Here is a 23,516-nt window from a genome sequence, read left to right on the forward strand (position 1 = left end):
GGTGTTTCTCCTTTCAGCGCGGGGCATCAGATGCGGAAATAATCCACGCCGCCCTCGAAAATAGGCTGGAATTTGTCGCCCGACACATTCTCGTACAGGCGGTCGCCCCGGCGCTCCGAGTGGCCCATCTTGCCCAGGATGCGGCCGTCGGGGCTGGTGATGCCCTCGATGGCCAGCATCGAGCCGTTGGGATTGTAGCGCAGGTCCATGGTGGGCCGGCCGTCGGCGTCGATGTACTGCGTAGCCACCTGGCCGTTGGCCACCAGCTGGTCCAGCACGGCCTTGGGGGCCACAAAGCGGCCCTCGCCGTGGCTGATGGGCACCAGGTGCTCCTCGCCCAGGACGCAGCGGCTGAGCCAGGGGCTGCCGGTGGAAGCCACACGGGTGCGCACCAGCATGCTCTGGTGGCGGCCGATGGTGTTGAAGGTCAGGGTGGGATCGTCGGGGCCGATGGGCTGGATGTCCCCGTAGGGCACCAGGCCCAGCTTGATCAGAGCCTGGAAGCCGTTGCAGATGCCCAGCATCAGGCCGTCCCGCTGGAACAGCAGCCGGCGCACCGCCTCGGTGACGGCGGGCGAACGGAAGAAGGACGCGATGAACTTGGCGCTGCCGTCCGGCTCGTCGCCGCCCGAGAAGCCGCCGGGCAGCATGACGATCTGGGACTGGTCGATGGCCTTGACCAGGGCCTCGCAGCTGGCGGTGACGTCGGCCGGGGTCAGGTTGCGGATCACCAGGATCTCCGGCTCGGCCCCCGCAGCGCGGAAAGCCTTGGCGGTGTCATACTCGCAGTTGGTGCCGGGGAACACCGGGATGATGACTTTGGGTTTTGCCACACCCACCTTGGGGGCTGCGGGCGCGCGGACGCTGCCCGAGATGGCCTCCACCGTGGGGCCTGCCTTGCGGTAGGGGTAGACCGGCTCCAGCTTGGACTCCCAGATCTCCTGCAGGGCGGCGCTGTCCAGCGTCTCGCCGCAGGCGGTGAACTGGTACTCCCGGGTGGTGACGCCCAGCAGCTTGCCGGCGGGCGCGCCGGTGGCGATCTCCAGCACCAGAGAGCCGTAAGCGGGCTCGAACATCTCCTCGGGAGACATATCCGCGATCATCCGGAAGCCCACATGGTTGCCCAGGCCCATCTTGAACAGGGCCTCTGCGATGCCGCCGTAACCCACCGACGAGGCGGACAGGACGATGCCCTCCTCCATCATCTGGCTGGCGATGTAGTAGTTGGATTTGAGGGACTCAAAGTTGGGGGTGACGCCGTCCTCTTTGTAGAAGGGACGGAGCAGCACCACCGAGCTGTGGCCCTTCTTGAACTCGGTGGACACCACCCGGTGGGTCTTGCCGATGGCGGTGGCAAAGGACACCAGGGTGGGCGGCACGTCCAGTTCCTCAAAGGAGCCGGACATACTGTCCTTGCCGCCGATGGCGCCAATGCCAAGGCCCATCTGGGCATCCAGAGCGCCCAGCAGGGCGGCCAGGGGCTTGCCCCAGCGCTCGGGCTTGTCGCCCAGACGCTCAAAGTATTCCTGGAAGGTCAGGTAGGCGTCCTGGTAGTGGAAGCCCGCCGCCACCAGCTTGGTGACGCTCTCCACCACCGCCAGCATGGCCCCCTTGTAGGGATTGGCGCTGGTCAGATAGGGGTTGTAGCCCCAGGCCATGCCCGAGCAGGTGGTGCTCTCGCCATCCACCGGCAGCTTGGCCGCCATGGCCATCTGGGGGGTCAGCTGGTGGCTGCCGCCAAAGGGCATCAGGACGGTGGCCGCCCCGATGGTGGAGTCGAACCGCTCGCTCAGGCCCTTCTTGCTGCAGATGTTCAGGTCGCCCACCATGCTCTCCATCTGCTGGCCAAAGGTACTGCCGGCCCACTGGGGCTGCCAGACCGTGCCCTTCTGGATGTGGACGTTCTGGTGCTTTTCCGCGCCGTTGGAGTTGAGGAAGTCGCGGCTGATATCCACGATGGTGGCGCCGTTCCACACCATCTTCAGACGCTTTTCCTCGGTGACGGTGGCCACAGGGGTGGCCTCCAGGTTCTCCTCGGCGGCCAGGGCGATGAAGCGGTCCACGTCCTGGGGCGCCAGGGCCACGGCCATCCGCTCCTGGCTCTCGCTGATGGCCAGCTCGGTGCCGTCCAGGCCCTCATACTTCTTGGTGACCTTGTTCAGGTCGATGTAGAGGCCGTCGGCCAGTTCGCCGATAGCCACCGACACGCCGCCCGCGCCAAAGTCGTTGCAGCGCTTGATCATCCGGCAGGCGTCCTCCCGGCGGAACAGCCGCTGCAGCTTGCGCTCGATGGGGGCGTTGCCCTTCTGGACCTCGGCGCCGCAGCTCTCCAGGCTCTCGTGGTTGTGCGCCTTGGAGGAACCGGTGGCGCCGCCGATGCCGTCGCGGCCGGTGCGGCCGCCCAGCAGCACGATCACATCCCCGGGGGCGGGACACTCGCGCCGCACATGGCTGGCGGGGGTGGCGCCCACCACCGCGCCGATCTCCATCCGCTTGGCCACATAGCCGGGGTGGTAGATCTCATCCACCTGGCCGGTGGCCAGGCCGATCTGGTTGCCATAGGAGGAATAGCCCGCCGCCGCGGTGGTGACCAGCTTGCGCTGGGGCAGCTTGCCGGGCAGGGTCTGGCTGACCGGCACCAGGGGGTCGCCCGCGCCGGTGACCCGCATGGCCTGGTAGACATAGCTGCGGCCGGACAGGGGGTCCCGGATGGCGCCGCCGATGCAGGTGGCCGCACCGCCGAAGGGTTCGATCTCGGTGGGGTGGTTATGGGTCTCGTTCTTGAACAGGAACAGCCAATCCTGATCCTCGCCGTCCACATCGCATTTGATCTTGACAGTGCAGGCGTTGATCTCGTCGCTCTCGTCCACGTTCTTGAGGATGCCCTGCTGCTTGAGGGCCTTGGCTCCGATGGTGGCCACGTCCATCAGGCAGCGGGGCTTTGCATCCCGGCCGGTCTGCTGACGCAGGGCCATGTAGCGGTCGAAGGCTTCCTGCACCATGGCGTCATCGATCCGGACATCGTCCAGGATGGTGCCAAAGGTGGTATGGCGGCAGTGGTCCGACCAATAGGTGTCGATCATCTTGATCTCGGTGATGGTGGGGTCCCGCTGCTCGCTGCGGAAGTAATCCTGGCAGAACTTGATATCCCCGAAGTCCATAGCCAGGCCGTTGTCCCGGATAAAGTCCTTCAGCCCCGCTTCGTCCAGCTGGCCGAAGCCGGTCAGGGTAGCCACCGCCTGGGGCACCGCATAGGTCATCTGCAGTGTTTCACGGGTCTCCAGGGATGCCTCACGGGCCTCCACCGGGTTGATGACATACTTCTTGATCTCCTCCACCTGGGCGCCGGTCAGATCGCCGTCCAGCAGATAGACCCGGGCCGAGCGGACCAGAGGCCGCTCTCCCTGGCTGATCAGCTGGATGCACTCTGCGGCGGAGTCGGCGCGCTGGTCGAACTGGCCGGGCAGGTATTCCACCGCAAAGGCCGTGCCCGGATGGGCCGGCAGCTCGGTGCAGACGCTGTCCACCGGCGGCTCGCTGAACACCGTGTCCACGCACTGGCGGAACAGCTGCTCCGAAATGCCTTCCACGTCATAGCGGTTGAGCAGCCGCAGCCCCGTCAGGCTGCCGATGCCCAGCAGGCTGGTCAGCTCGTTCTGCAGCTGGCGGGCCTCGCCGTCGAAGCCCGGCTTCTTTTCCACATAGATCCTGTATACCATAGGCTCATCTCCTCATTTCGATCTGGTAGGATCAGGCTTTCTTTTCATTTACCCTTGCGCTCGGGAGCGCTCATTCCTGCACGTTCAGCGCCTGCAAAGCCCGCCGGCCGATATCGCTGCGGCGGTGCATCTTGTCGAACCGGATCCGGTCCGCCGCCTGGTAGGCCCGCTCCAATGCCGCAGGCAGGCTGCCGGCGACGGCCGTGACGCCCAGTACCCGCCCTCCTGCGGTGACCAGCCTGCCGTCCTGGACGGCGGTGCCGGCGTGGTATACGGTGACATCCTCCGCGCCGGGCAGCTGGCCCTCGGTCAGGCCGGTGATCTCTTTGCCCTTCTCATAGCGGACGGGGTAGCCGCCCGACGCCAAAATGACGCAGGCCGCCGCGCCGTCCCGGAACCTGACCTCGGTGTCCTCCAGGGTGCCGCCGGTGCAGGCGGTCATGACGGTCAGCAGGTCGCTGTCCAGCAGGGGCAGGACCACCTGGGCCTCGGGGTCCCCGAAGCGGCAGTTGTATTCGATCACCTTGGGGCCGTCGGGGGTGATCATCAGGCCAAAGTACAGGCAGCCCTTGAAGGGGCAGCCCTCGGCCTGCATGGCCCGGATGGTGGGCAGGAAGATCTCCTCCATGCAGCGCCGGGCCACATCGGGGGTATAGTAGGGGTTGGGGGCCACCGTACCCATGCCGCCGGTGTTCAGGCCGGTATCCCCGTCGTTGGCGCGCTTGTGGTCCATGGAGGACACCATGGGCTTGACCACCTTGCCGTCGGTGAAGCTGAGGACGCTGACCTCGGGCCCGGTGAGGAACTCCTCCACCACCACATGGTTGCCCGAAGCGCCGAACTTCTTGTCCAGCATGATCTCCTTGATCCCTTCCTCGGCCTGCCGGACATCCTCACAGATCAGCACGCCCTTGCCCAGGGCCAGGCCGTCTGCCTTGATGACCACGGGCCAGCGGTCCCGGGTGCGGATAAAGTCCAGCGCCGCAGCCGGGTCGTCAAAGGTCTCATAACCGGCAGTGGGGATGCCGTATTTCTTCATCAGGTCCTTGGCAAAGACCTTGGACGCCTCGATCCGGGCGGCTGCCCGGTCGGGGCCGAACGCAGGGATGCCCACTTCCGCCAGGGCGTCCACCATCCCCAGCGCCAGGGGGTCATCCTGGGCCACCACCACATAGTCGAAGGCTTCCTGCTTTGCAAAAGCCACCATGGCCTCCACGTCGGTGGCCTTGATGTCCTTGCATTTGGCGTCGTAGCCGATGCCGCCGTTGCCGGGCGCGCACCAGATCTCCCCGCAGGCGGGGCTCTTTTTCAGGGCCCGGATGATGGCGTGTTCGCGGCCGCCGCCGCCCACAACCAGAATCTTCATTGCAGTTTCCCCTTTCCCGGATCAGTGATGGAACAGCCGCACACCGCAGAACGCCATGGCGATGCCGTACTTGTTGCAGGTGTCGATCACCTGCTGGTCACGGATGGAGCCGCCGGGCTGCACGATGGCGGTGACGCCGCTGCGGCGGGCCCGCTCGATGTTGTCCCCAAAGGGGAAGAAAGCGTCCGAACCCAGGCACACCCCGGTGACATGGCTGAGGTACTCTTTCTTCTCCTCGGCGGTCAGGGGTTCGGGCTGGCGGGTAAAGGTCTCGGCCCACACGTCATCCCCGATCACATCCTCGGGGGTGTCCCCGATGTAGACGTCGATGGCGTTGTCGCGGTTGGGCTTGGAGACGTCCTCCCGGAAGGGCAGGTCGAGCACCTTGTCCATATGGCGCAGCTGCCAGTTGTCCGCCTTCTGGCCCGCCAGACGGGTGCAGTGGATGCGGCTCTGCTGGCCGGCGCCCACGCCGATGGTCTGGCCGCCCGAGACATAGCACACGCTGTTGGACTGGGTGTATTTGAGGGTGATCAGGCTGATGATCAGATCCCGCTTCTGCTCCTCGGTCACCGTCTTGTTCTCGGTGACGAAGTTGTTCAGCATGGTGTCGGCGTTGATCTCCAGCTCGTTGCGGCCCTGCTCAAAGGTGATGCCGTAGACCTGCTTGTGCTCGATGGGGTTGGGACGGTAGGCGGGGTCGATGGCCACCACGTTGTAGCTGCCTTTCTTCTTGCCGGCCAGGATGGCCAGGGCCTCCGGCTCATAGCCGGGGGCGATGATGCCGTCCGACACCTCGTGCTGGATCAGGCGGGCGGTGGGCACGTCGCACACGTCGCTGAGGGCGATCCAGTCCCCAAAGGAGGACATCCGGTCGGCGCCCCGGGCCCGGGCATAGGCGCAGGCCAGGGCAGACAGCTCCATGGCGGGGTCCACATGATACATCCGGCGCTCCACATCGGTCAGGGGCAGGCCGATGGCTGCGCCCGCCGGGGAAACGTGCTTGAACGAGGCAGCCGCCGGCATGCCCAGGGCCTTCTTCAGCTCGAACACCAGCTGGATCGAGTTGAGGGCATCCAAAAAGTTGATATAGCCCGGACGGCCGTTCAGCACGGTGACGGGCAGGTCCTCGCCGTTCTCCATATAGATACGGCTGGGCTTCTGGTTGGGGTTGCAGCCGTATTTCAGGGCAAGTTCATTCATGGCGTTTTCCTCCCAAATCTTCATTCCAACCAGGGGCATGGCCCCTGGGTCATCCTTCCATCTCCTCGGGCAGCAGGGGCGGCTCCTCGGGGTCGTCCAGCGAACTGTCCACGGCGTCGTACTTGTTGTAGATCATGTCCCCGCTCTCGCCGCTCTCCAGGTCGATCACGCGGGCGAACAGGCTGACTTTGTTGTCCTCGTTCAGGCTGCTCCACAGGCCCCGGGCGAAATCCCCCACCGTGCGGGGGCAGGCAAAGCGCAGAGGCTCCCCTTCAAAGCTGGGGATGGGGTCGCCGTTGCACTTGTAGGTGCTGATGAATTGCCCCTCCCCTGCCACCGGCTGGGGATAATCGAAGAAATAGCGCTGGACGCTGTCCCCGTTGCCGTCGGCCGACTTGAGGATGCTCATCTGGTAGCTGCCGTCCGCGTACACCACCGCCGAGATGCGGGGGGTCCAGTTGGGGCCGTCCGGCTCAAAGGTGCGGGTGCGCAGGGCGTCCGCAAAGCTCAGCCCGCGGCACATCCCGTCGTAGATGGTATCGGTCTGGTCGCCGTTGGTGACGATGTGGGTGGTGCCCAAAGTCAGCACGGGGTTGTAGATGATGAGGCTGGGGTCCTCCAGCTTGGCCGGGTCGGCGGCCATCGTGCAGATGCCGCCCCGCTCGGGCAGGGGGTCAAAGACCCGGTTGCGGCTGTTGGCGCTGCGCCCCATGATGAAGTAGCCGATGAACATCTGGCGCCCGTCGGGGGCCTTGGCCACCGCAATGCCCCGGCCGGGATACTCGTTGCCGGCCAGGTAAGCGTTCAGGTCGATCTTTTCCATAGCAGTTTTCCTCCTGTCATCAGACGATCTCGCCGCTGCACACCATGGCCACGGCTTTGGGCAGCAGCTTCCACTCAGCCTGCTCCATCACCCGCTTCTGCAGCGTCTCGGGGGTGTCGCCGGGCAGGATATCCACGGCCTTTTGCAGCAGGATGGGCCCGCCGTCGCACTCCTCGTTGACAAAGTGGACGGTGGCGCCGGTCACCTTGCAGCCCCGGGCCAAGGCGGCCTGATGGGGCCGCAGCCCATACATTCCCGGCCCGCAGAAGGCAGGGATGAGCGCCGGGTGAACGTTCAGGATACGGCGGGGATAGGCCTGCACCACCCTGGGACCCAGCACCGACAAAAAGCCGGCCAGCACCACCAGGTCGATGCCGTGGCCCCGGAGCACCTCCAGCAGGGCCTCGTCGAACGAGTCCGGGGAAGCGTAGTCCCTGCGGCTGACTACGCAGCTTTCCACCCCGGCCTTGGCCGCCCGCTCCAGGGCATAGACCCCCGGCTTGGAGGCCACTACCAGGGTGATCTTGCCATGGGGGTTCTCCCCCCGGGCCTCGCTGTCCAGCAAAGCCTGCAAGTTGGTCCCGCCGCCCGAGACCAGCACCGCGATCTTCAGCACAGTTCGACCCCCTCGCCCTCTGCGATGACGCCCAGACGGTAAGCGCCCGGCTCACCGTTGGCGTGCAGGATCTCCAGAGCCTTGTCCGCCTGTGCGGCGGGAACGGTCAGCACCATGCCCACGCCCATGTTGAAGGTATTGAACATATCCCGCTCGGGGATGTTCCCCGCTTTCTGCAGCAGGCCGAACAGGGCCGGGGTGCGCACGTCGCTCCTGGCGATGCGGGCGCAGCAGCCCTTCTTCAGGCTGCGGGGGATATTCTCATAGAAGCCGCCGCCTGTGATGTGGGAGATGCCTCTCACCTGCACCTGCTCCAGCAGGGCCAGCACCGGCTTGACATAGATCTTTGTGGGGGCCAGCAGGGCCTCGCCCAGGGTGCGGCCCTCCAGTTCGGCGGGCTTTTCCTGCAGCACCTCGGGGTGGCCCTCCAGGTCGAACACCTTGCGCACCAGGGAGAAGCCGTTGGAGTGCACGCCCGAGGAGGGCAGCGCCAGGATCACATCCCCCGGCTGCATGGTATTGTTGTCCAGAATCTTGCTCTTATCCACCACGCCCACGGTGAAGCCCGCCAGGTCGTACTCGTCCTCGGGATAAAAGCCGGGCATCTCGGCCGTCTCGCCGCCCACCAGGGCAGCGCCCGCCTGGACGCAGCCCTCGGCCACGCCCTTGACCAGGTCGGCGATCTTTTCGGGCACGTTCTTGCCGCAGGCGATGTAGTCCAGAAAAACCAGGGGCTTGGCGCCGGCGCAGATGACGTCGTTGACGCACATGGCCACGCAGTCGATGCCCACCGTGTCGTGCTTGTCCAGCAGCATGGCGATGCGCAGCTTGGTGCCCACGCCGTCGGTGCCCGAGATCAGCACCGGGTGGTCGATGCCGGTGCAGTCCAGCTCGAACAGGCCGCCAAAGCCGCCCAGGCCGCCGATGCAGTGCTGGTTCATGGTGCGGCTGACATACTGCTTCATCAGCTCCACCGAGCGGTAGCCCGCGGTGATGTCCACACCGGCTGCCTTATAGCTTTCCGAATAGCTCTTTTCCATGGTTCATTCTCCTAACTTTTTCTCCCCCTTGGGCCGCTGGCGCAGGGGACGGTCGTGGATGTCGGTGGAGAGCACCACCTCGGGCTTGACGGCGTACCGGCCGGTGAAGCAGGCGGTGCAGAAGCCGCAGCCCGCCTTGGGCGCCAGCTGCACCACATGTTCCTCCGACAGATACCCCAACGTGTCGGCGCCGATGATCTCGTTGATCTGTTCCACCGTGCGGCCGGTGGCCACCAGCAGTTTCTGGTCGGGGATATCGGTGCCGAAATAGCAGGGATACTTGAAAGGCGGGGCGGACACCCGGAAATGGACCTCTTTGGCCCCGGCGTCCCGCAGCAGCTTGATGATGCGGGCCGAGGTGGTGCCCCGGACGATGGAATCATCGATCAGCACCACGCGCTTGTCACGGACGGTGCTGGCAATGGCGTTCAGCTTGATGCGCACGCTGTTTTCGCGCTGTTTCTGGCTGCCCTGGATGAAGGTGCGGCCGATATACTTGTTTTTGACAAAGCCGATGCCGTAGGGGATGCCGCTGGCCTCGGCATAGCCGATGGCCGCATCCAGGCCCGAGTCGGGCACACCGATCACCACATCCGCTTCCACCGGGTGCTCCTGGGCCAGGAAGCGGCCCGCCTGCATCCGCGCCTCGTGCACCGAGCAGCCCTCGATGATGCTGTCGGGCCGGGCAAAGTAGATATACTCAAACACACACATCTGGCTGGGCTTGCTGTTGCAGCGGTCCCGGATGCTGCGCAGGCCCCGGGCGTCGGCCACGACGATCTCGCCCGGCTCCACGTCCCGCAGCAGGGTGGCCCCCACCGCATCCAGAGCGCAGCTCTCGCTGGCAAACACATAGCCGCCCCCCGGCAGGGTGCCGATGCACAGAGGCCGGTAGCCCCGGGGGTCCCGCACGGCGATCAGCTTGGTGGAGGACATGATGACCAGGCTGTAAGCCCCCTCCAGGGAATCCATGGTGGCGGCCACCGCCTGCTCGATGCTGCCGTGCTTGAGGCGGTTGCGGGTGAGCAGATAGCAGATCACCTCGGTGTCCGAGGACCCATGGAAGATGGCGCCGTCGTTCTCCAGGGCGTTGCGCAGCTGCACCGCGTTGGTCAGGTTGCCGTTGTGGCACAGGGCCATGGTGCCCCGGCCGTGGCGGACGATCATGGGCTGGGCATTGGCCCGCACCCGGCTGCCGGCGGTGGCGTAGCGCACATGGCCGGTGGCCATATGGGCCTCGGGCTTGCGGAGGCTGGCCATCACCTGGGAGGTGAACACCTCGTTGACCAGGCCCAGGTCCCGGTGGCCGGTGATGACGCCGTCCTCGTTGACGGCCATGCCGCAGCTCTCCTGGCCCCGGTGCTGCAGCGCATACAGCGCCGCGTACACCGCCACCGCCACGTCCTCGGTGCCGGCCTTATCGTAAATTCCAAAAACGCCGCATTCCTCATGGAGCGGATAGGCAAAATCAGACATTCTATCTCCTTCGTTGTGCTGTGTAGCTTTTCCTTTTACAGAGCGGCGATCTCCTGCTGGAGCCTGGCTTCCTTGGCGGCGATCTCATCGCCCATCTTGACCCGCTCAGCCTCCAGCCGCGCGGCCAGCTGCTCGTCGGACAGAGCCAGGATCTGGGCGGCCAGCCAGGCGGCGTTCTTGGCGCCGTTCAAAGCCACGGTGGCCACCGGGATGCCGCTGGGCATCTGGACGGTGGCAAGCAGAGCGTCCAGGCCGTCCATGGTGCCCCCCTTCATGGGGATGCCGATCACCGGCAGGGTGGTATTGGCCGCAAAGGCCCCGGCCAGGTGGGCCGCCATGCCGGCGGCGCACAGGATCACACCAAAGCCCGCCTCTTTGGCCCCCTTGGCAAAGGCGGCAGCCTGGGCCGGGGTGCGGTGGGCCGAAAGGATATGGGCTTCAAAGGGGATGCCCAGATCCTTCAGCTGGGCGCAGGCCCCCTTGACCACCGGCCAGTCACTGTCCGAACCCATGATAACGGCAACTTTACGAATCATACTCTTTTGTCCTCCATCCTAAATCCTGTGAAAAGCGGGCCGAAGCCCCGGCAAAACAAAAAAGGCTGTGATGCGGCTACACCACGGCCTTATTCTGCAAACATGACGGTACGGCAAAGCCCGGCGGAAGCAAACGACAGCCGCCAGCCGAAACCATTGAGACAAACCAGCCGTCCATTCGGCAGCTGCGTCCCAGCCAAGCTCTTGTTGTCAAAGCCCATGCTCCGTCCGCCTCCGGGCGCCCTGGGGCGCCTGCCTTCTTCTTTTCCCGCAGGGCGCACAGCGCCCCGCTCACGTTTACAGTGTACGGCAAAAAACCGGCTTTGCAAAGAGATTTTACACAAATTCTCCCTTGTGTTTTACCTGCCCAAAGCCCGCCGGGAAAGTTTTGTGCAATTTTCCCCACATATCCCCGTGGTAGTACGACTTTCCCCGCCTTCCGGCCTTTTGCGCCGCGCGCCGCGTTTTTTCCACAAACTGCCGTCAATAAAGCCGGCCTCACTGGCGGGTCAGGGGGGCGGTGCCGGCTTTGGCCGCCCGGATCAGGTCGGCCGGCGCGCAGCATACCTGCAGCCCGATCCGCCCCGCCGAGACGTAGATCTTCTCCTGCTGCAAAGCGCTCTGGTCAAATACGGTGGGATACTGCTTTTTCATCCCCACCGGGCTGCACCCGCCCCGTACATAGCCCGTCACCTTGTTGATGTCGGCCACATGGATCATGGCTACGCTCTTTTCCCCCACACTGCGGGCGGCGGCTTTCAGATCCAGCTCGGCTTCCACCGGGATGACGAACACAAAATAGCCGCGGCTGGCCCCCTGGGTCACCAGGGTCTTGAACACGCAGGCCGGGTCCAGCCCCAGGCTGCGGGCCACGGTGGCCCCGTCCACCGCCACCCCCTCCTCATGGGGGTATTCCCGGGCGGTGTAGGCCACCTTCTCCTTTTCCAGCATCCGCATGGCGTTGGTCTTGGCTTCTTTTGCCATCCTGATCTCTCCCTCTCTCCTATATATATTTATAATACCACAAATTCCGCCCAAAGAACACCCGCAGGGGCCCTGCGGCAAAAATTTTTCTTTGCCCCTTGACTTCACGCTCCTGAAGTGTTATAGTAGTCCCACCGATTCATTACACTGAAGCAAAGCAGAGGCGCCGCCGGACGCCGCTCCGGGGCGGAAAGGGAGAGCCGCTATGATCATCATTCTCAAACAGGACGCACCCGAAGCGCAGGTGCGCGAATTCTGCCACGAACTCATGGGCATGGGCTTTGAGATCAACGATTCCAAAGGCCGGGACACCCATATCCTGGGCCTGATCGGGGACACCAAAGCCATTGCCGAAAGCTGGGTGCTGGCCAACCCCGTCGTGGAGACGGTGCGCCGGGTATCCGAGCCCTACAAAAAGGCCAACCGCAAATTCCACCCCGACGACACGGTGGTGGACGTGCAGGGGGTCAAGATCGGCGGGGGACATTTTGCGATGATCGCCGGGCCGTGCAGCATCGAGAGCGAGGAGCAGATCACCTACTGTGCCCAGCGGGTCAAAGCCGCCGGGGCCAGCCTGCTGCGGGGTGGCGCCTTCAAGCCCCGCACCTCCCCCTACTCGTTCCAGGGGATGCGCAGCGAAGGGCTGGACCTGCTCAAGCTGGCCCGCCGGGCCACCGGCAGCCCCATCGTCACCGAGATCATGAATACCGAACACCTGCCCCTGTTTGAAAACGTGGACCTGATCCAGATCGGCGCCCGCAATATGCAGAACTTTGAGCTGCTGAAAGCGGTGGGCCGTCAGAAAAAGCCGGTGCTGCTCAAGCGGGGGCTGGCCAACACCCTGGAGGAGCTGGTGATGAGCGCCGAATACATCATGGCGGAGGGCAATGAGAATGTGATCCTCTGCGAGCGCGGCATCCGGACTTTTGAGACCAGTATGCGCAACACCCTGGACCTGGCCGCTGTGGTGATGCTGCACAAGATGACCCATCTGCCGGTGGTCGTGGACCCCAGCCATGCCTGCGGCCAGGCCTGGATGGTGCCCCAGCTGGCCAAGGCCGCCGTCGCGGCGGGGGCCGACGGCCTGATGATCGAGGTGCACAACGACCCCGCCAAAGCCAAGTGCGACGGCGCCCAGAGCCTGACCCCCGACCAGTTTGACGAGCTGACGGACTTTTTGAAGCGTGAAGTGGAATTTTTCGGCAAAATGTGGAATTGATCCTCCCTGCCCCGGCCCCGCCGGGGCTTTTTTGTGGCTGCGCTGTTTTCTTTCCGGACGGTTTGTGGTATACTCTGAACGATTTACACACACCATGAAAGAGGTATATCCCATGAAAGCTCATATTGCCCGCAACCAGAACGCCGGCGTGCCCATGGTCCTGGCCTGGAACCTTGCTCCCGGCGACCGGGGCATCCTGGACGGGATGGCGGACGCCTTCGGGATGAAGGTGCAGCTGGTGCCGCCCGCCAGCGCAGGCCAGACCGTGGCCCAGCTGCTGGGTGAAGTGCCCCTGGCCGCAGCCCGCACCCTCAGCCTGGCCCCCGGCGCCTACCCGCCCGCCATCGTTCTGGCCAACTTCCGCCCCAGGGATGCCGCCACCCTGCTGGACCTGCTGGACAACGCCAAGGCCCAGATCCCCCTGCGGGCGCTGGTCACCCCCGCCAACCGCCAGTGGGTCTTTGCCGACCTGCTGGGGCAGCTGGCCGCAGAGAAAGGCCAGGTGAGCCGGGGATGAGACGAACCAAACGACTGCTGGCCGCCCTGGCCTGCCTGGGGCTGTGCCTGGGCCTGCTGGCCGGCTGCTCCAGCCAGCCCAAAACCACCGTCAGCGACAACGCCCAGCGCTTTACCGCCTACTATTTCGATGTCTTTGACACCATGACCCAGGTGATCGCCTACTGCGATTCCCAGGCCGAGTTCGACGAGCAGATGGACGCCCTCCATCAGGACCTGGTCGCCTACCACCAGCTCTACGACATCTACAACGACTACGACGGCATCAACAACATCAAGACCATCAACGACAACGCGGGGGTGGCCCCGGTCAAGGTGGACCAGCGGATCATCGATATGCTGGATGAAGCCATCCGGCTGTACGACACCACCGGCGGCAAGCTGAACATCGCCATGGGCAGCGTGCTGGCCATCTGGCACGATTACCGGGAGGCCGCCGAAGCCGACCCCTCCGACGAGGACAACGCCCTGCCCACCCAGGCCGAGCTGGAGGCCGCCGCCCAGCACTGCGACATCAACGACATCATCATCGACCACCAAGCCGGCACCGTCTATCTGGCCGACCCCGAGATGCGGCTGGACGTGGGCAGCGTGGGCAAAGGCTATGCGGTGGAGCAGGTCTGCCGGGCGGCCCAGGCCCGGGGCCTGATCAGCGCGTCGGTGAGCGTGGGCGGCAACCTGCGCTCCATCGGCTCCAAGCCCAAGGGCCAGCCCTGGGAAAGCGGCATCGCCAGCCCCTGGAGCGACCAGCTGATCTACAACAGCCAGACTTCCCTGATCGCGGTGGTGGACTCGGATGACCGGGCGGTGGTGACCAGCGGCGACTACCAGCGCTACTATACGGTGGACGGGGTGCGCTACCACCACATCATCGACCCCGACACCCTCTGGCCCGCCGACTATTTCACCGCCGTCACCATCCTCTGCTCCGACTCGGGCCTGGCCGACTGCCTGTCCACCGGCGTCTTTTGTATGCCCCTGGAAGAAGGCATGGCCCTGATCGAGAGCCTGGACGGGGTGGAGGCCCTCTGGTGCACCAAGGACGGCCAGGTGGTCACCTCCAGCGGCTTTGCCCAGTACCAGATCGAAACGGAATAACGATACCCGGTATCCCGCAGCCCCCGGCTTTCTCCGTGCGAGAGAGCGGGGGCTGTTTTCGGTTTTTATCCCCTTTTGGCCCCATCTTAACAAAACCCAAACAATCCTGTGGTATGGTAGGGGCAAAACCACGCCAGCCAGGAGGGCTTTTGCCATGATCCATATCCTTGTTGTAGACGATGACCCCAAGCTGACCCAGGCGGTCTGCACCTATCTGAACAACAGCGGCTACCAGGCCAAGGGCTGCCTGAGCGCCCAGGCCGCCTACGACGCCATGTACAGCCAGATGTATGACCTGATCATCTCCGACATCATGATGCCGGGCACCGACGGCTTCCACTTTGCCAAAACGGTGCGCACCCTGAACAAGACCATCCCCATCCTGTTCATCTCGGCCCGGGACGATCTGTCCTCCAAGCAGAAGGGGTTCGACATCGGCATCGACGACTATATGGTCAAGCCGGTGGACCTGAGCGAGCTGCTGATGCGGGTGCGCGCGCTGCTGCGGCGGGCCCGCATCGAGGCCAGCCGCCGGCTGACGGTGGGCAGCCTGGTGCTGGACGCCGACGCCCTGACCGCCGCCGTAGACGGCCGGGAGATCCCCGTGACCACCCGGGAGTTCAACATTCTTTACAAGCTGCTCAGTTACCCCAACCACGCCTTTTCCCGCTCCCAGCTGATGGACGAGTTCTGGGGCGTGGAGAGCGACACCGGCCTGCGGGCTGTGGATGTCTACATCGTCAAGCTGCGGGACAAATTTGCCTGCTGCGGCAGCTTTGAGATCAAGACGGTGCGGGGCCTGGGCTATAAGGCGGTGATCCTATGAAACGCAGCCGGATGGATTCCCTTTTCCCCTTGTCCCTGTTCTTCCTCTACCTTGTGGTCCTGCTTTTGATGTCGGGGGTCCACACCGGACTGATCATCCTCGCCAACGAGGAGGGCTGGAGCGACCTTGTCCAGATCAGCCTGCCCTTCCTCTACTGGGCGGCGGTGGCAGCCGGCCTGACCTTTTTCACCCGCAAAAAGATGATCCAGACCTACGACCGCCCCATGAAGGAGCTGGCCCGGGCCGCCGGTCAGGTGGCGCAGGGAGATTTCTCGGTCTATATCCCTCCCATCCACACCGCCGACCGGTACGATTACCTGGACCGTATGATCCTGGATTTCAACCAGATGGTGGCCGAACTGGGCAGCCTGGAGACCATGCGCACCGATTTCATCGCCAACGTCTCCCACGAATTCAAGACGCCTCTGGCCGCCATCCAGAACTACGCCCAGCTGCTGGAGCAGCCCGGCCTCTCCCCCAAAGAGCAGCGCGCCTGCACGGCGGCCATCCTCGGCAGCACCCGGCGGCTGTCGGCGCTGGTCACCAACATCCTCAAGCTGAACAAGCTGGAAAGCCAGCAGCTGAAGCCCCAGCCGGTCCCCTATGACCTGTGCCGCCAGCTGAGCGACTGCGCCCTGGCCTTTGAACCGGTCTGGGAGGAAAAGCAGATCGAGTTCGACGCCAGTCTGGAGGACCGCACGGTCATCCAGGCCGACGCCAGCCTGCTGGAACTGGTGTGGAACAACCTCTTGTCCAACGCATTCAAGTTCACCCCGCCGGGCGGCCGGGTGACCCTGACCCAGTCCTGCCGGGACGGCTGGGCTGTCGTGACGGTGGCCGACACCGGCTGCGGCATTTCCCCTCAGGCGCAAAAACACATTTTTGACAAATTCTACCAGGCGGACCCATCCCATGCCTCCGCGGGCAACGGCCTTGGGCTGGCGCTGGTCCGCCGGGTGCTGGAACGGACCGGCGGCCGGATCACCGTGGACAGCGCCGAGGGGCGCGGCTCGGCCTTCACGGTGCAGCTGCCTCTGGGTACATCTGCTATGCAAAGCGAGGACACAGCCTTATGAATCAAACTTCTTACACCGGCTATGAGTACCGCGAGATCACCGTTCCCGAATCCCATGCCTCCCTGTGCATGGACAGCTACCCCTGTTTTGGCTGGCAGCCCGACCCCAACAAGCCCACGCCGGCGATGGCCAGCAGCTTTTCTGCCAAAGGCCGCCAGCGGCAGCCCTGGGTCACCCTGGCGTTCCGGCGGGAGCGCGCCATTGCCAACCGCCCCGAACTGACCCGCCTGCAGCGCCATTTTGACAGCTGCATCGGGGAACTGGCCTCGCTGGAAAAAGCCCGCCGCAGCCGGCCCGCCGCAGCCGCCTGGGGCCTGGCCCTGGCAGGCACCGCCTTTATGGCGGGTTCCACCTTTGCCGCCGTGGCGCAGCCGCCCATCGTCTGGCTGTGCATCCTGCTGGCCATCCCCGGCTTTGCAGGCTGGATCGGGCCCTATTTCCTCTACCAGGCCGTCCTGCGCCGGGAGAGCGCCCGCATCGCCCCCCTGATGGAGCAGAAATACGACGAGATCCACGAAGTATGCGAAAAGGGCAGCCGCCTGCTGTACTGACTGTGACGCCGCAGAAAAACTGCGGCGTTTTTATATTTTTCTAACACGGCCCAAGCAAAACCCAAATCTCCCCCTTGTATCCTCGCATCGAACTGTTAACCGCTCCCGGCCGCAACCCCGCGGCCTTGCAGACACCGGCAAAACCTGCTATAATCAGGCAAAACGTGCGGGAGGGCAGCGCTATGCAGGAAAAGATCCATCACACCACCCAGGGCTCCATCCATTACTGGACCGATGCCTGTGCGCCGGGCCCCATGACCCTGGTACTGTTGCCCGGTCTGACCGCCGACCACCGGCTGTTCGACCGGCAGATCGAAGCATTCCGGGGGCGGTGGCGGCTGCTGGCCTGGGACCCGCCCGGCCATGGGGCATCCCGGCCCTTTGCCCTCACTTTCGGTCTGGCCGACAAAGCCCGGTGGCTGCACGCCATTTTGGAGCAGGAAGGGGTGAGCCGGTTCTGCCTGGTGGGACAGTCCATGGGCGGGTATGTGGCCCAGAGCTTTTTGCAGCAGTTTCCGGGGCAGGCGGCGGGGTTCATCTCCATCGACTCGGCCCCGCTGGGGCGGCGGTATACCACAGCCGCCGAGCTCTGGATGCTGCGCCGGTGCGAACCGGTCTACCGCCTGTACCCCTGGCAGGCGCTGCGCCAGGCGGGGGCCAGCGGCTGCGCCCGGAGCATTTACGGCCAGGCCCTGATGCGCCATATGATGGACGGCTATACCCACAGCGAGTACGCCGCCCTGGCCGGGCACGGCTTCCGGATGCTGGCAGACGCCATCGCCTCGGACCTGCCCTACCCCATCGACTGCCCGGCGCTGCTGCTCTGCGGCAGCCGCGACCAGGCCGCCAGCACGCGGCGGTACAACCGGGCCTGGGCCAAAACCACCGGCCTGCCTCTGGTGTGGGTCCCCCATGCGGGCCATAACTCCAACACCGACAACCCCGCCTTTGTCAATCAGCAGATCGACGCCTTTGTACGCAGGCTGTGAAAGGAGAAACGATGGCACAAGAGATCGATCCCGGCCAAACCAGCCGGGCCGCCGCCTTTGCGGCTCGGGGGCTGCTGGGGGCAAAACTGCCCATCTCGTTCCAGTTTCATCATGTCCAGATGGATGGCCAGCAGGCTGTGCAGTTTCTCAGCCGCCTGCAATGGGCCATGCTCCACCCCGGCCGGAAAGGAGGCCCCGCCCTATGAACAAGCCCAACGCCCGCACCGGCACCCTGTGCGTTTTTCTGGCCGCCCTGCTGTACAGCATCGGCGGGCTGTGCATCAAGGTGATCCCCTGGAACGGCATGGCCATCAACGGGGGCCGAACCGCCATCGCCCTGGTGGTCATCGGGGGGTATCTGGCGGTCATACGGCACCCGCCCCGGTTCAACCGCTGGATCCTGCTGGGGTCGCTGTGCATCTTTGGCACCAACGCCCTGTATTCGGTGGCCAACAAGCTGACCACCGCCGCCAACACCATCGTATTGCAGTTCACCGCGCCCATCTTTGTGATCGTGTTTTCGGCGCTGTTCTGGCACAAAAAGCCCCAAAAACTGGACCTCGCCGCCTGCGCCGTGGTCTTTGGCGGGGTGCTGTTCTTTTTTGTGGACAGCCTGGAGGCGGGAGGCGCTCTGGGCAATCTGCTGGCCATCCTCTCGGGGGCGGCCTATGGCGGGGTGTTCCTGCTCAACGACTTCCCCGATGCCGACGCCATCTCGGCGGTGTTCTGGGGGGATGTACTGTCGGCGGTGACCGGCCTGCCCTTCCTGCTGCAGGAAACGCAGTTCACCCAGACGGCCCTGGTCAGCCTGGTGGTACTGGGGGTGTTCCAGGTGGCGGTGGCCTATATCCTGCTGACCATCGGCCTGCGCACCACCCCGCCGGTGACGGCCAGCCTGGTATCCGGCATCGAGCCGGTGCTCAATCCCCTGCTGGTGGCCGCCTTTTATGGCGAGCGGGTCGGCCCCTTTGCCCTGGCGGGGGCCGCCATCGTCATCTGCGGCGTGGTGGGGTACAACATCCTGAAAAAGCGCCAGCCCGCAGGGTAACAAACAGCGCCCCCGGCCCTCTTTGCAGGAGAGCCGGGGGCCGCTTCGTTTTGGGTGTTTGGGAAGGTATACTTTTCCAAACCGGCCTGTTTGCTTTTGCGCCGGGTACATTTCCGGACAAACAGGCGCAAAAAGCCCGCCGCACAGTTGTGCGGCGGGCTTTTTGAAAGATTTGAAGGTGTATCCGATGCCCAGCGGGCGGATCAATCCAGTTCCAGTGCGCCGGTGTACAGCTGATAGTAGGTGCCGTGCTGGGCGATCAGCTGATCGTGGGTGCCGCGCTCGATGATGCGGCCATGGTCCAGCACCATGATGGCATCCGCGTTCTGGACGGTGGACAGACGGTGGGCGATGACGAAGGTGGTACGGCCGGTCATCAGGGCGTCCATGCCGCGCTGCACGATGGCCTCGGTATGGGTGTCGATGGAGCTGGTGGCCTCATCCATGATCATCACCGGGGGGTCGGCCACGGCGGCGCGGGCAATGGCCAGCAGCTGCCGCTGGCCCTGGCTGAGGTTGGCGCCGTTGCCGGTCAGCATGGTGTTGTAGCCGTCGGGCAGGCGGCGGATGAAATCATCGGCGCCGGCCAGACGGGCCGCAGCGATGCACTCCTCGTCATGGGCTTCCAGGTTGCCGTAACGGATGTTCTCCATGACGGTGCCGGTGAACAGGTTGGTATCCTGCAGCACGATGCCCAGCGAATGGCGCAGATCCGCCTTCTTGATCTTGCGGATGTTGATGCCGTCGTAGCGGATCTTGCCGTCCTGGATGTCGTAGAAACGGTTGATCAGGTTGGTGATGGTGGTCTTGCCGGCGCCGGTGGAGCCAACGAAGGCCACCTTCTGGCCCGGCTTTGCATACAGGGAGATGTCGTGCAGGACGGTCTTTTCGGGCACATAGCCGAAATCCACGTCATAGAACCGCACATCGCCCCGCAGGCGGGTGTAGGTGATGGTGCCGTCGTGGTGGGGGTGCTTCCAGGCCCAGACGTTGGTGCGCTCGGGGTATTCCTCCAGCGTGCCGTCCTCTTTCTCGCGGGCGTTGACCAGGGTGATGTACCCCTCGTCCACCTCGGGCTCCTCATCCAGCAGGGCAAAGATGCGGTGGGCACCGGCCAGGCCCATGACCACCATGTTGACCTGGTTGGACACCTGGCCGATGGCGCCTGCAAACTGCTTGGTCATGTTCAGGAAGGGCACCACGATGCTGATGTTCAGGGCCATGCCGGACAGGCTCAGGTTGGGCGCGCCGTTCAGCAGCAGGCTGCCGCCCACCAGGGCCACCAGAACATAGGTGACGTTGCCCATGTTGCCCAGCAGGGGCATCAGGATGTTGGCGTAGCGGTTGGCTTTTTCACTGTTCTCGAACAGGGCGTCGTTCACCTTGTCGAAATCGGCCTTGGCGCCTTCCTCGTGGCAGAACACCTTGATGACCTTCTGGCCGGTCATCATTTCCTCCATGAATCCCTCGGCCTTGGCCAGGGTGACCTGCTGCTGCAGGAAGTAGCTGGAGGAGTGGCTGCTGACGTACCGCGCCGTAAAGAACATGACGATGACGCCGCACAGCACCGCCAGCGCCAGCCAGATGCTGTAATAGATCATGATGCAGAAGACGCTCAGCAGGGTGATGGCGGAGATCATCAGCTGGGGCAGGCTCTGGCTGATGAGCTGGCGCAGGGTGTCGATATCATTGGTGTAGAAGCTCATGATATCGCCGTGGTTGTGGGTGTCGAAGTAGCGGATGGGCAGATCCTGCATATGGGCGAACATCTTCTCCCGCAGCTTGGCCAGGGTGCCCTGGGTGATGATGGCCATCATCTGGTTGAAGGCCGCGCCGGCCGCCAGGCTGATGACGTACAGGGTGACCAGGATGATCACCAGGCGGAAAATGCGCCCGGACACGCTGGCCCAGTCCCCTGCGCGGTATACTTCCTCCACGATGGAGATCACGTTCTGCATAAAGACCGACGGCATCGAGCTGACGATGGCGTTGACCAGGATGCAGCAGATGGTGATGGGCAGAAGCACCGGATAGAAGGAAAAGATGGTGCGGATCAGCCGGGGCATGACCCCCTTGGGAGCGCGCCGGCCCCGCTGGGTGCTGGTGGTGTTATTCGGCATCCTTGTCACCTCCGTTCTGGGTCTGGCCGATGCTGGAGCGGTTCTGGGTGGTGTACAGGTCACGGTAGACCTGGTTCCTCTCCATCAATTCCTGATGGGTGCCCACATCCACGATGCGCCCGCCCTCCATCATAATGATGCGGTCGGCGTCCTGCACGCTGGACACACGCTGGGCAATGATGATCTTGGTGGTCTCGGGGATGAACTCCCGGAAGCCCTTGCGGATCAGGGCGTCGGTGCGGGTGTCCACGGCGCTGGTGGAGTCGTCCAGGATCAGGATCTTGGGCTTCTTCAGCAGGGCGCGGGCAATGCACAGGCGCTGTTTCTGGCCGCCCGAGACGTTGGTGCCGCCCTGCTCGATCCAGGTGTCATACTTGTCGGGGAACTGCTGGATGAACTCGTCGGCCTGGGCCAGGCGGCAGGCTTCCAGCATCTGCTCGTCGGTGGCGCCGGGGTTGCCCCAGCGCAGGTTGTCCTTGATGGTGCCCGAGAACAGGACGTTCTTTTGCAGCACCACCGCCACCTGGTTGCGCAGGGTCTCCAGATCGTACCGGCGCACATCCACGCCGCCCACCTTGACGCTGCCTTCGGTGGCGTCGTACAGGCGGGGGATCAGCTGCACCAGACTGGACTTGGACGAACCGGTGCCGCCCAGGATGCCGATGACCTCGCCCGACTGGATGTGCAGGTCGATGTCCGACAGGGCGCTGCGCTCGGCGGTCTTGGAATACTTGAAGCTGACGTGGTCGAAATCCACCGAACCGTCCTTGACTTCGGTCAGGGCATCGGCGGGGCTGGTGAGGGTGCTCTCCTCGGTCAGCACCTGGACGATACGCTCGGCAGACTCCTGGGACATGGTGATCATGGTAAAGACCATGCTCAGCATCATCAGGCTCATCAGGATCTGGAAGCTGTAAGTCAGCATGGAGGACATCTGGCCCACGTTCAAAGCCAGGCCCTGGGTGGTGATGACGGTGTAGGAGCCATAGGACATGACGAACACCATGCCGGCGTAGACGCAGAACTGCATCATGGGGCCGTTCAGGGCCATGATCCGCTCGGCCCTGGTGAAGTCCCGCTGGACGTTCTCGGCGGCGGCGGCAAACTTCTTTTTCTCGTAGTCCTCACGGACGTAGCTCTTGACCACCCGCATGGCCTGGACGTTCTCCTGCACCGAATCGTTCAGGGCGTCGTACTTGCGGAACACCTGCCGGAACAAAGGGGTGGCCGCACGGATGACCAGCAGCAGGCCGATCAGCAGCAGCGGAATGGTGACCAGGAAGATCATGGCCAGGCGGCCGCCCATCACAAAGCCCATGACAAAGGAAAAGACCAGCATCAGGGGGCAGCGCACCGCCACGCGGATGATCATCATGTAGGCCAGCTGGACGTTGCTGATGTCGGTGGTCAGACGGGTGACCAGGCTGGAGACCGAGAACTTGTCGATGTTCTCAAACGAATAGTCCTGGATATGGTAGAACATATCCTTGCGCAGGTTGCGGGCAAAGCCGGCCGATGCATTGGCGCAGGTGGCGCCGGCGGCAGCGCCGAACACCAGCGAGATGATCGCCATTGCCAGCAGCTGGATGCCATACCGCACGATGACGTCCATCGTACAGCCGGCCTGCATCTGGTTGACCAGATTGGCGATCACAAAGGGGATCGCACATTCCATCACCACTTCCACCGTCACCAGCAGAGGGGTCAGGATCGAGGTCTTCTTGTACTCACGGATGCTGTGGGACAAGGTCTTGACGATATGATTCATTCCTCGTGTATTCCTCCTTACAATGTTTGTTCTTGCGCGAACTTGTTGGGGGCGCAGAGGGCGCCGTCAGCGGGCGTTTTCCGCTTCGGCGTCATCCAGGTTCTGCGCCATGGCGGCCAGCGTCTCCTTGAACAGCTGTACCTGCCCGCCGGACAATCCCCGGGTCAGCACCTCCTCGGTCTGACGCAGGCAGGCCCGCACCTCCGCATCCAGCTGGGCGGCCCGGCCGGTGGGCACAAGGCTTTTCAGCCGTGCGTCGCTCTCCACGCTCTCCCGCCGCAGCAGCCCCTTTTCTTCCAGCTGCTGCAGGATGCCGGTGGCGGTGGAACGGCTCAGACTGAAAACCTGTTCGATGTCACGCTGGAAAACCGGTGCTTCCTGCCAGTGGTTCAGGATGTAGAAGATCACCTGGCTCTGGATGAAGGTGATGTCCACCCCCTGCAAAGTGGCGTTCAGACGGCGTTTTACCTTGCGGGACAACAGATTGATCCATGCGCCGCAGTCCTTTTCCAACCTATCCCACCCCCCTTGCGCGCCAGGCA

The 23,516-nt window shown here is 64.1% G+C and carries 21 protein-coding genes; 9 read left to right on the forward strand and 12 right to left on the reverse strand.

Annotation, left to right across the window (positions count from 1 at the left end; genetic code table 11):
• Positions 1–26: 26 nt before the first annotated feature.
• The 9 genes from B5E66_RS07255 to ybaK form a co-directional block, all read right to left on the reverse strand.
• The gene (locus tag B5E66_RS07255) at positions 27–3,719 is read right to left on the reverse strand and encodes a phosphoribosylformylglycinamidine synthase (RefSeq protein ID WP_087230748.1); all 3,693 of its coding nucleotides are present in this window, start codon (positions 3,717–3,719) and stop codon (positions 27–29) included.
• Positions 3,720–3,789: 70 nt separating this feature from the next.
• Complete coding sequence (gene purD, locus B5E66_RS07260) at positions 3,790–5,085, reverse strand: phosphoribosylamine--glycine ligase (protein ID WP_087230755.1); 1,296 nt, start codon at positions 5,083–5,085, stop codon at positions 3,790–3,792.
• Positions 5,086–5,106: 21 nt separating this feature from the next.
• Positions 5,107–6,288 carry a phosphoribosylaminoimidazolecarboxamide formyltransferase gene (locus B5E66_RS07265; RefSeq protein ID WP_087230913.1) on the reverse strand — a complete coding sequence of 394 codons (1,182 nt, stop codon included), beginning with the start codon at positions 6,286–6,288 and terminating at the stop codon, positions 5,107–5,109.
• Between the two features lie 49 nt (positions 6,289–6,337).
• Positions 6,338–7,111 (reverse strand): IMP cyclohydrolase, encoded by a 774-nt coding sequence (locus B5E66_RS07270; RefSeq protein ID WP_087230758.1) that lies wholly within the window; start codon positions 7,109–7,111, stop codon positions 6,338–6,340.
• 19 nt (positions 7,112–7,130) lie between these two features.
• On the reverse strand, positions 7,131–7,727 hold the full coding sequence (purN, locus tag B5E66_RS07275) for a phosphoribosylglycinamide formyltransferase (RefSeq protein WP_087230762.1): 597 nt from the start codon (positions 7,725–7,727) through the stop codon (positions 7,131–7,133).
• Positions 7,721–8,767, reverse strand: a complete 1,047-nt coding sequence (gene purM, locus B5E66_RS07280; protein WP_087230765.1) for a phosphoribosylformylglycinamidine cyclo-ligase — start codon at positions 8,765–8,767, stop codon at positions 7,721–7,723. The genes purN and purM overlap by 7 nt, the downstream gene beginning before the upstream one ends.
• 3 nt (positions 8,768–8,770) lie before the next feature.
• Positions 8,771–10,243: an amidophosphoribosyltransferase gene (purF, locus tag B5E66_RS07285; RefSeq protein ID WP_087230768.1), complete on the reverse strand. Its 1,473-nt coding sequence runs from the start codon at positions 10,241–10,243 to the stop codon at positions 8,771–8,773.
• A 35-nt stretch (positions 10,244–10,278) separates the two neighbouring features.
• On the reverse strand, positions 10,279–10,779 hold the full coding sequence (gene purE, locus B5E66_RS07290; RefSeq protein WP_087230771.1) for a 5-(carboxyamino)imidazole ribonucleotide mutase: 501 nt from the start codon (positions 10,777–10,779) through the stop codon (positions 10,279–10,281).
• Positions 10,780–11,277: 498 nt separating this feature from the next.
• Entirely contained in the window at positions 11,278–11,763 is a 486-nt protein-coding gene (gene ybaK, locus B5E66_RS07295; RefSeq protein ID WP_087230774.1) for a Cys-tRNA(Pro) deacylase, read from the reverse strand.
• A gap of 205 nt (positions 11,764–11,968) precedes the next feature.
• Between ybaK and aroF the strand changes: the two genes are divergently transcribed.
• From aroF to B5E66_RS12835, 9 genes are all read left to right on the forward strand, one after another.
• The gene (gene aroF / locus B5E66_RS07300) at positions 11,969–12,982 is read left to right on the forward strand and encodes a 3-deoxy-7-phosphoheptulonate synthase (protein ID WP_087230777.1); all 1,014 of its coding nucleotides are present in this window, start codon (positions 11,969–11,971) and stop codon (positions 12,980–12,982) included.
• A 112-nt stretch (positions 12,983–13,094) separates the two neighbouring features.
• Positions 13,095–13,499, forward strand: a complete 405-nt coding sequence (locus tag B5E66_RS07305; protein ID WP_087230780.1) for a DUF3783 domain-containing protein — start codon at positions 13,095–13,097, stop codon at positions 13,497–13,499.
• Positions 13,496–14,596: an FAD:protein FMN transferase gene (locus B5E66_RS07310; protein ID WP_087230783.1), complete on the forward strand. Its 1,101-nt coding sequence runs from the start codon at positions 13,496–13,498 to the stop codon at positions 14,594–14,596. The genes B5E66_RS07305 and B5E66_RS07310 overlap by 4 nt, the downstream gene beginning before the upstream one ends.
• A gap of 154 nt (positions 14,597–14,750) precedes the next feature.
• Positions 14,751–15,422 (forward strand): response regulator transcription factor, encoded by a 672-nt coding sequence (locus B5E66_RS07315; protein WP_087230786.1) that lies wholly within the window; start codon positions 14,751–14,753, stop codon positions 15,420–15,422.
• Positions 15,419–16,498: a HAMP domain-containing sensor histidine kinase gene (locus B5E66_RS07320; RefSeq protein WP_087230792.1), complete on the forward strand. Its 1,080-nt coding sequence runs from the start codon at positions 15,419–15,421 to the stop codon at positions 16,496–16,498. Before B5E66_RS07315 ends, B5E66_RS07320 begins: the two co-directional genes overlap by 4 nt.
• Positions 16,495–17,049: a hypothetical protein gene (locus tag B5E66_RS07325; RefSeq protein WP_087230794.1), complete on the forward strand. Its 555-nt coding sequence runs from the start codon at positions 16,495–16,497 to the stop codon at positions 17,047–17,049. Before B5E66_RS07320 ends, B5E66_RS07325 begins: the two co-directional genes overlap by 4 nt.
• 182 nt (positions 17,050–17,231) lie before the next feature.
• A complete protein-coding gene (locus B5E66_RS07330; RefSeq protein ID WP_087230796.1) occupies positions 17,232–18,038 on the forward strand; it encodes an alpha/beta fold hydrolase in 807 nt (268 codons plus the stop codon).
• Positions 18,039–18,049: 11 nt separating this feature from the next.
• Entirely contained in the window at positions 18,050–18,244 is a 195-nt protein-coding gene (locus B5E66_RS12830; protein WP_143406942.1) for a hypothetical protein, read from the forward strand.
• The gene (locus B5E66_RS12835; protein ID WP_158098341.1) at positions 18,241–19,086 is read left to right on the forward strand and encodes a DMT family transporter; all 846 of its coding nucleotides are present in this window, start codon (positions 18,241–18,243) and stop codon (positions 19,084–19,086) included. Before B5E66_RS12830 ends, B5E66_RS12835 begins: the two co-directional genes overlap by 4 nt.
• 203 nt (positions 19,087–19,289) lie before the next feature.
• Here the strand turns inward: B5E66_RS12835 and B5E66_RS07340 are convergent, their stop codons facing one another.
• The 3 genes from B5E66_RS07340 to B5E66_RS07350 form a co-directional block, all read right to left on the reverse strand.
• A complete protein-coding gene (locus B5E66_RS07340; protein ID WP_087230799.1) occupies positions 19,290–21,206 on the reverse strand; it encodes an ABC transporter ATP-binding protein in 1,917 nt (638 codons plus the stop codon).
• Positions 21,196–22,965, reverse strand: a complete 1,770-nt coding sequence (locus tag B5E66_RS07345) for an ABC transporter ATP-binding protein (RefSeq protein ID WP_087230916.1) — start codon at positions 22,963–22,965, stop codon at positions 21,196–21,198. The genes B5E66_RS07340 and B5E66_RS07345 overlap by 11 nt, the downstream gene beginning before the upstream one ends.
• A 75-nt stretch (positions 22,966–23,040) precedes the next feature.
• Positions 23,041–23,487, reverse strand: a complete 447-nt coding sequence (locus tag B5E66_RS07350; RefSeq protein WP_158098342.1) for a MarR family winged helix-turn-helix transcriptional regulator — start codon at positions 23,485–23,487, stop codon at positions 23,041–23,043.
• Between the last annotated feature and the right edge of the window lie 29 nt (positions 23,488–23,516).

The sequence above is a fragment of the Faecalibacterium sp. An121 genome, from assembly GCF_002160915.1.
Classification (GTDB): domain Bacteria; phylum Bacillota; class Clostridia; order Oscillospirales; family Ruminococcaceae; genus Faecalibacterium; species Faecalibacterium avium.

What these genes read in the sequence shown, in the direction of transcription:
- purE (WP_087230771.1), bottom strand. Translation starts at nt 10,779, where the DNA reads ATGATTCGTAAAGTTGCCGTTATCATGGGTTCGGACAGTGACTGGCCG.
- B5E66_RS07255 (WP_087230748.1), bottom strand. Translation starts at nt 3,719, where the DNA reads ATGGTATACAGGATCTATGTGGAAAAGAAGCCGGGCTTCGACGGCGAG.
- B5E66_RS07310 (WP_087230783.1), top strand. Translation starts at nt 13,496, where the DNA reads ATGAGACGAACCAAACGACTGCTGGCCGCCCTGGCCTGCCTGGGGCTG.
- B5E66_RS12835 (WP_158098341.1), top strand. Translation starts at nt 18,241, where the DNA reads ATGAACAAGCCCAACGCCCGCACCGGCACCCTGTGCGTTTTTCTGGCC.
- B5E66_RS07330 (WP_087230796.1), top strand. Translation starts at nt 17,232, where the DNA reads ATGCAGGAAAAGATCCATCACACCACCCAGGGCTCCATCCATTACTGG.
- B5E66_RS12830 (WP_143406942.1), top strand. Translation starts at nt 18,050, where the DNA reads ATGGCACAAGAGATCGATCCCGGCCAAACCAGCCGGGCCGCCGCCTTT.
- B5E66_RS07270 (WP_087230758.1), bottom strand. Translation starts at nt 7,111, where the DNA reads ATGGAAAAGATCGACCTGAACGCTTACCTGGCCGGCAACGAGTATCCC.
- B5E66_RS07305 (WP_087230780.1), top strand. Translation starts at nt 13,095, where the DNA reads ATGAAAGCTCATATTGCCCGCAACCAGAACGCCGGCGTGCCCATGGTC.
- aroF (WP_087230777.1), top strand. Translation starts at nt 11,969, where the DNA reads ATGATCATCATTCTCAAACAGGACGCACCCGAAGCGCAGGTGCGCGAA.
- B5E66_RS07340 (WP_087230799.1), bottom strand. Translation starts at nt 21,206, where the DNA reads ATGCCGAATAACACCACCAGCACCCAGCGGGGCCGGCGCGCTCCCAAG.
- purD (WP_087230755.1), bottom strand. Translation starts at nt 5,085, where the DNA reads ATGAAGATTCTGGTTGTGGGCGGCGGCGGCCGCGAACACGCCATCATC.
- B5E66_RS07265 (WP_087230913.1), bottom strand. Translation starts at nt 6,288, where the DNA reads ATGAATGAACTTGCCCTGAAATACGGCTGCAACCCCAACCAGAAGCCC.
- purF (WP_087230768.1), bottom strand. Translation starts at nt 10,243, where the DNA reads ATGTCTGATTTTGCCTATCCGCTCCATGAGGAATGCGGCGTTTTTGGA.
- B5E66_RS07320 (WP_087230792.1), top strand. Translation starts at nt 15,419, where the DNA reads ATGAAACGCAGCCGGATGGATTCCCTTTTCCCCTTGTCCCTGTTCTTC.
- ybaK (WP_087230774.1), bottom strand. Translation starts at nt 11,763, where the DNA reads ATGGCAAAAGAAGCCAAGACCAACGCCATGCGGATGCTGGAAAAGGAG.
- B5E66_RS07325 (WP_087230794.1), top strand. Translation starts at nt 16,495, where the DNA reads ATGAATCAAACTTCTTACACCGGCTATGAGTACCGCGAGATCACCGTT.
- B5E66_RS07315 (WP_087230786.1), top strand. Translation starts at nt 14,751, where the DNA reads ATGATCCATATCCTTGTTGTAGACGATGACCCCAAGCTGACCCAGGCG.
- purM (WP_087230765.1), bottom strand. Translation starts at nt 8,767, where the DNA reads ATGGAAAAGAGCTATTCGGAAAGCTATAAGGCAGCCGGTGTGGACATC.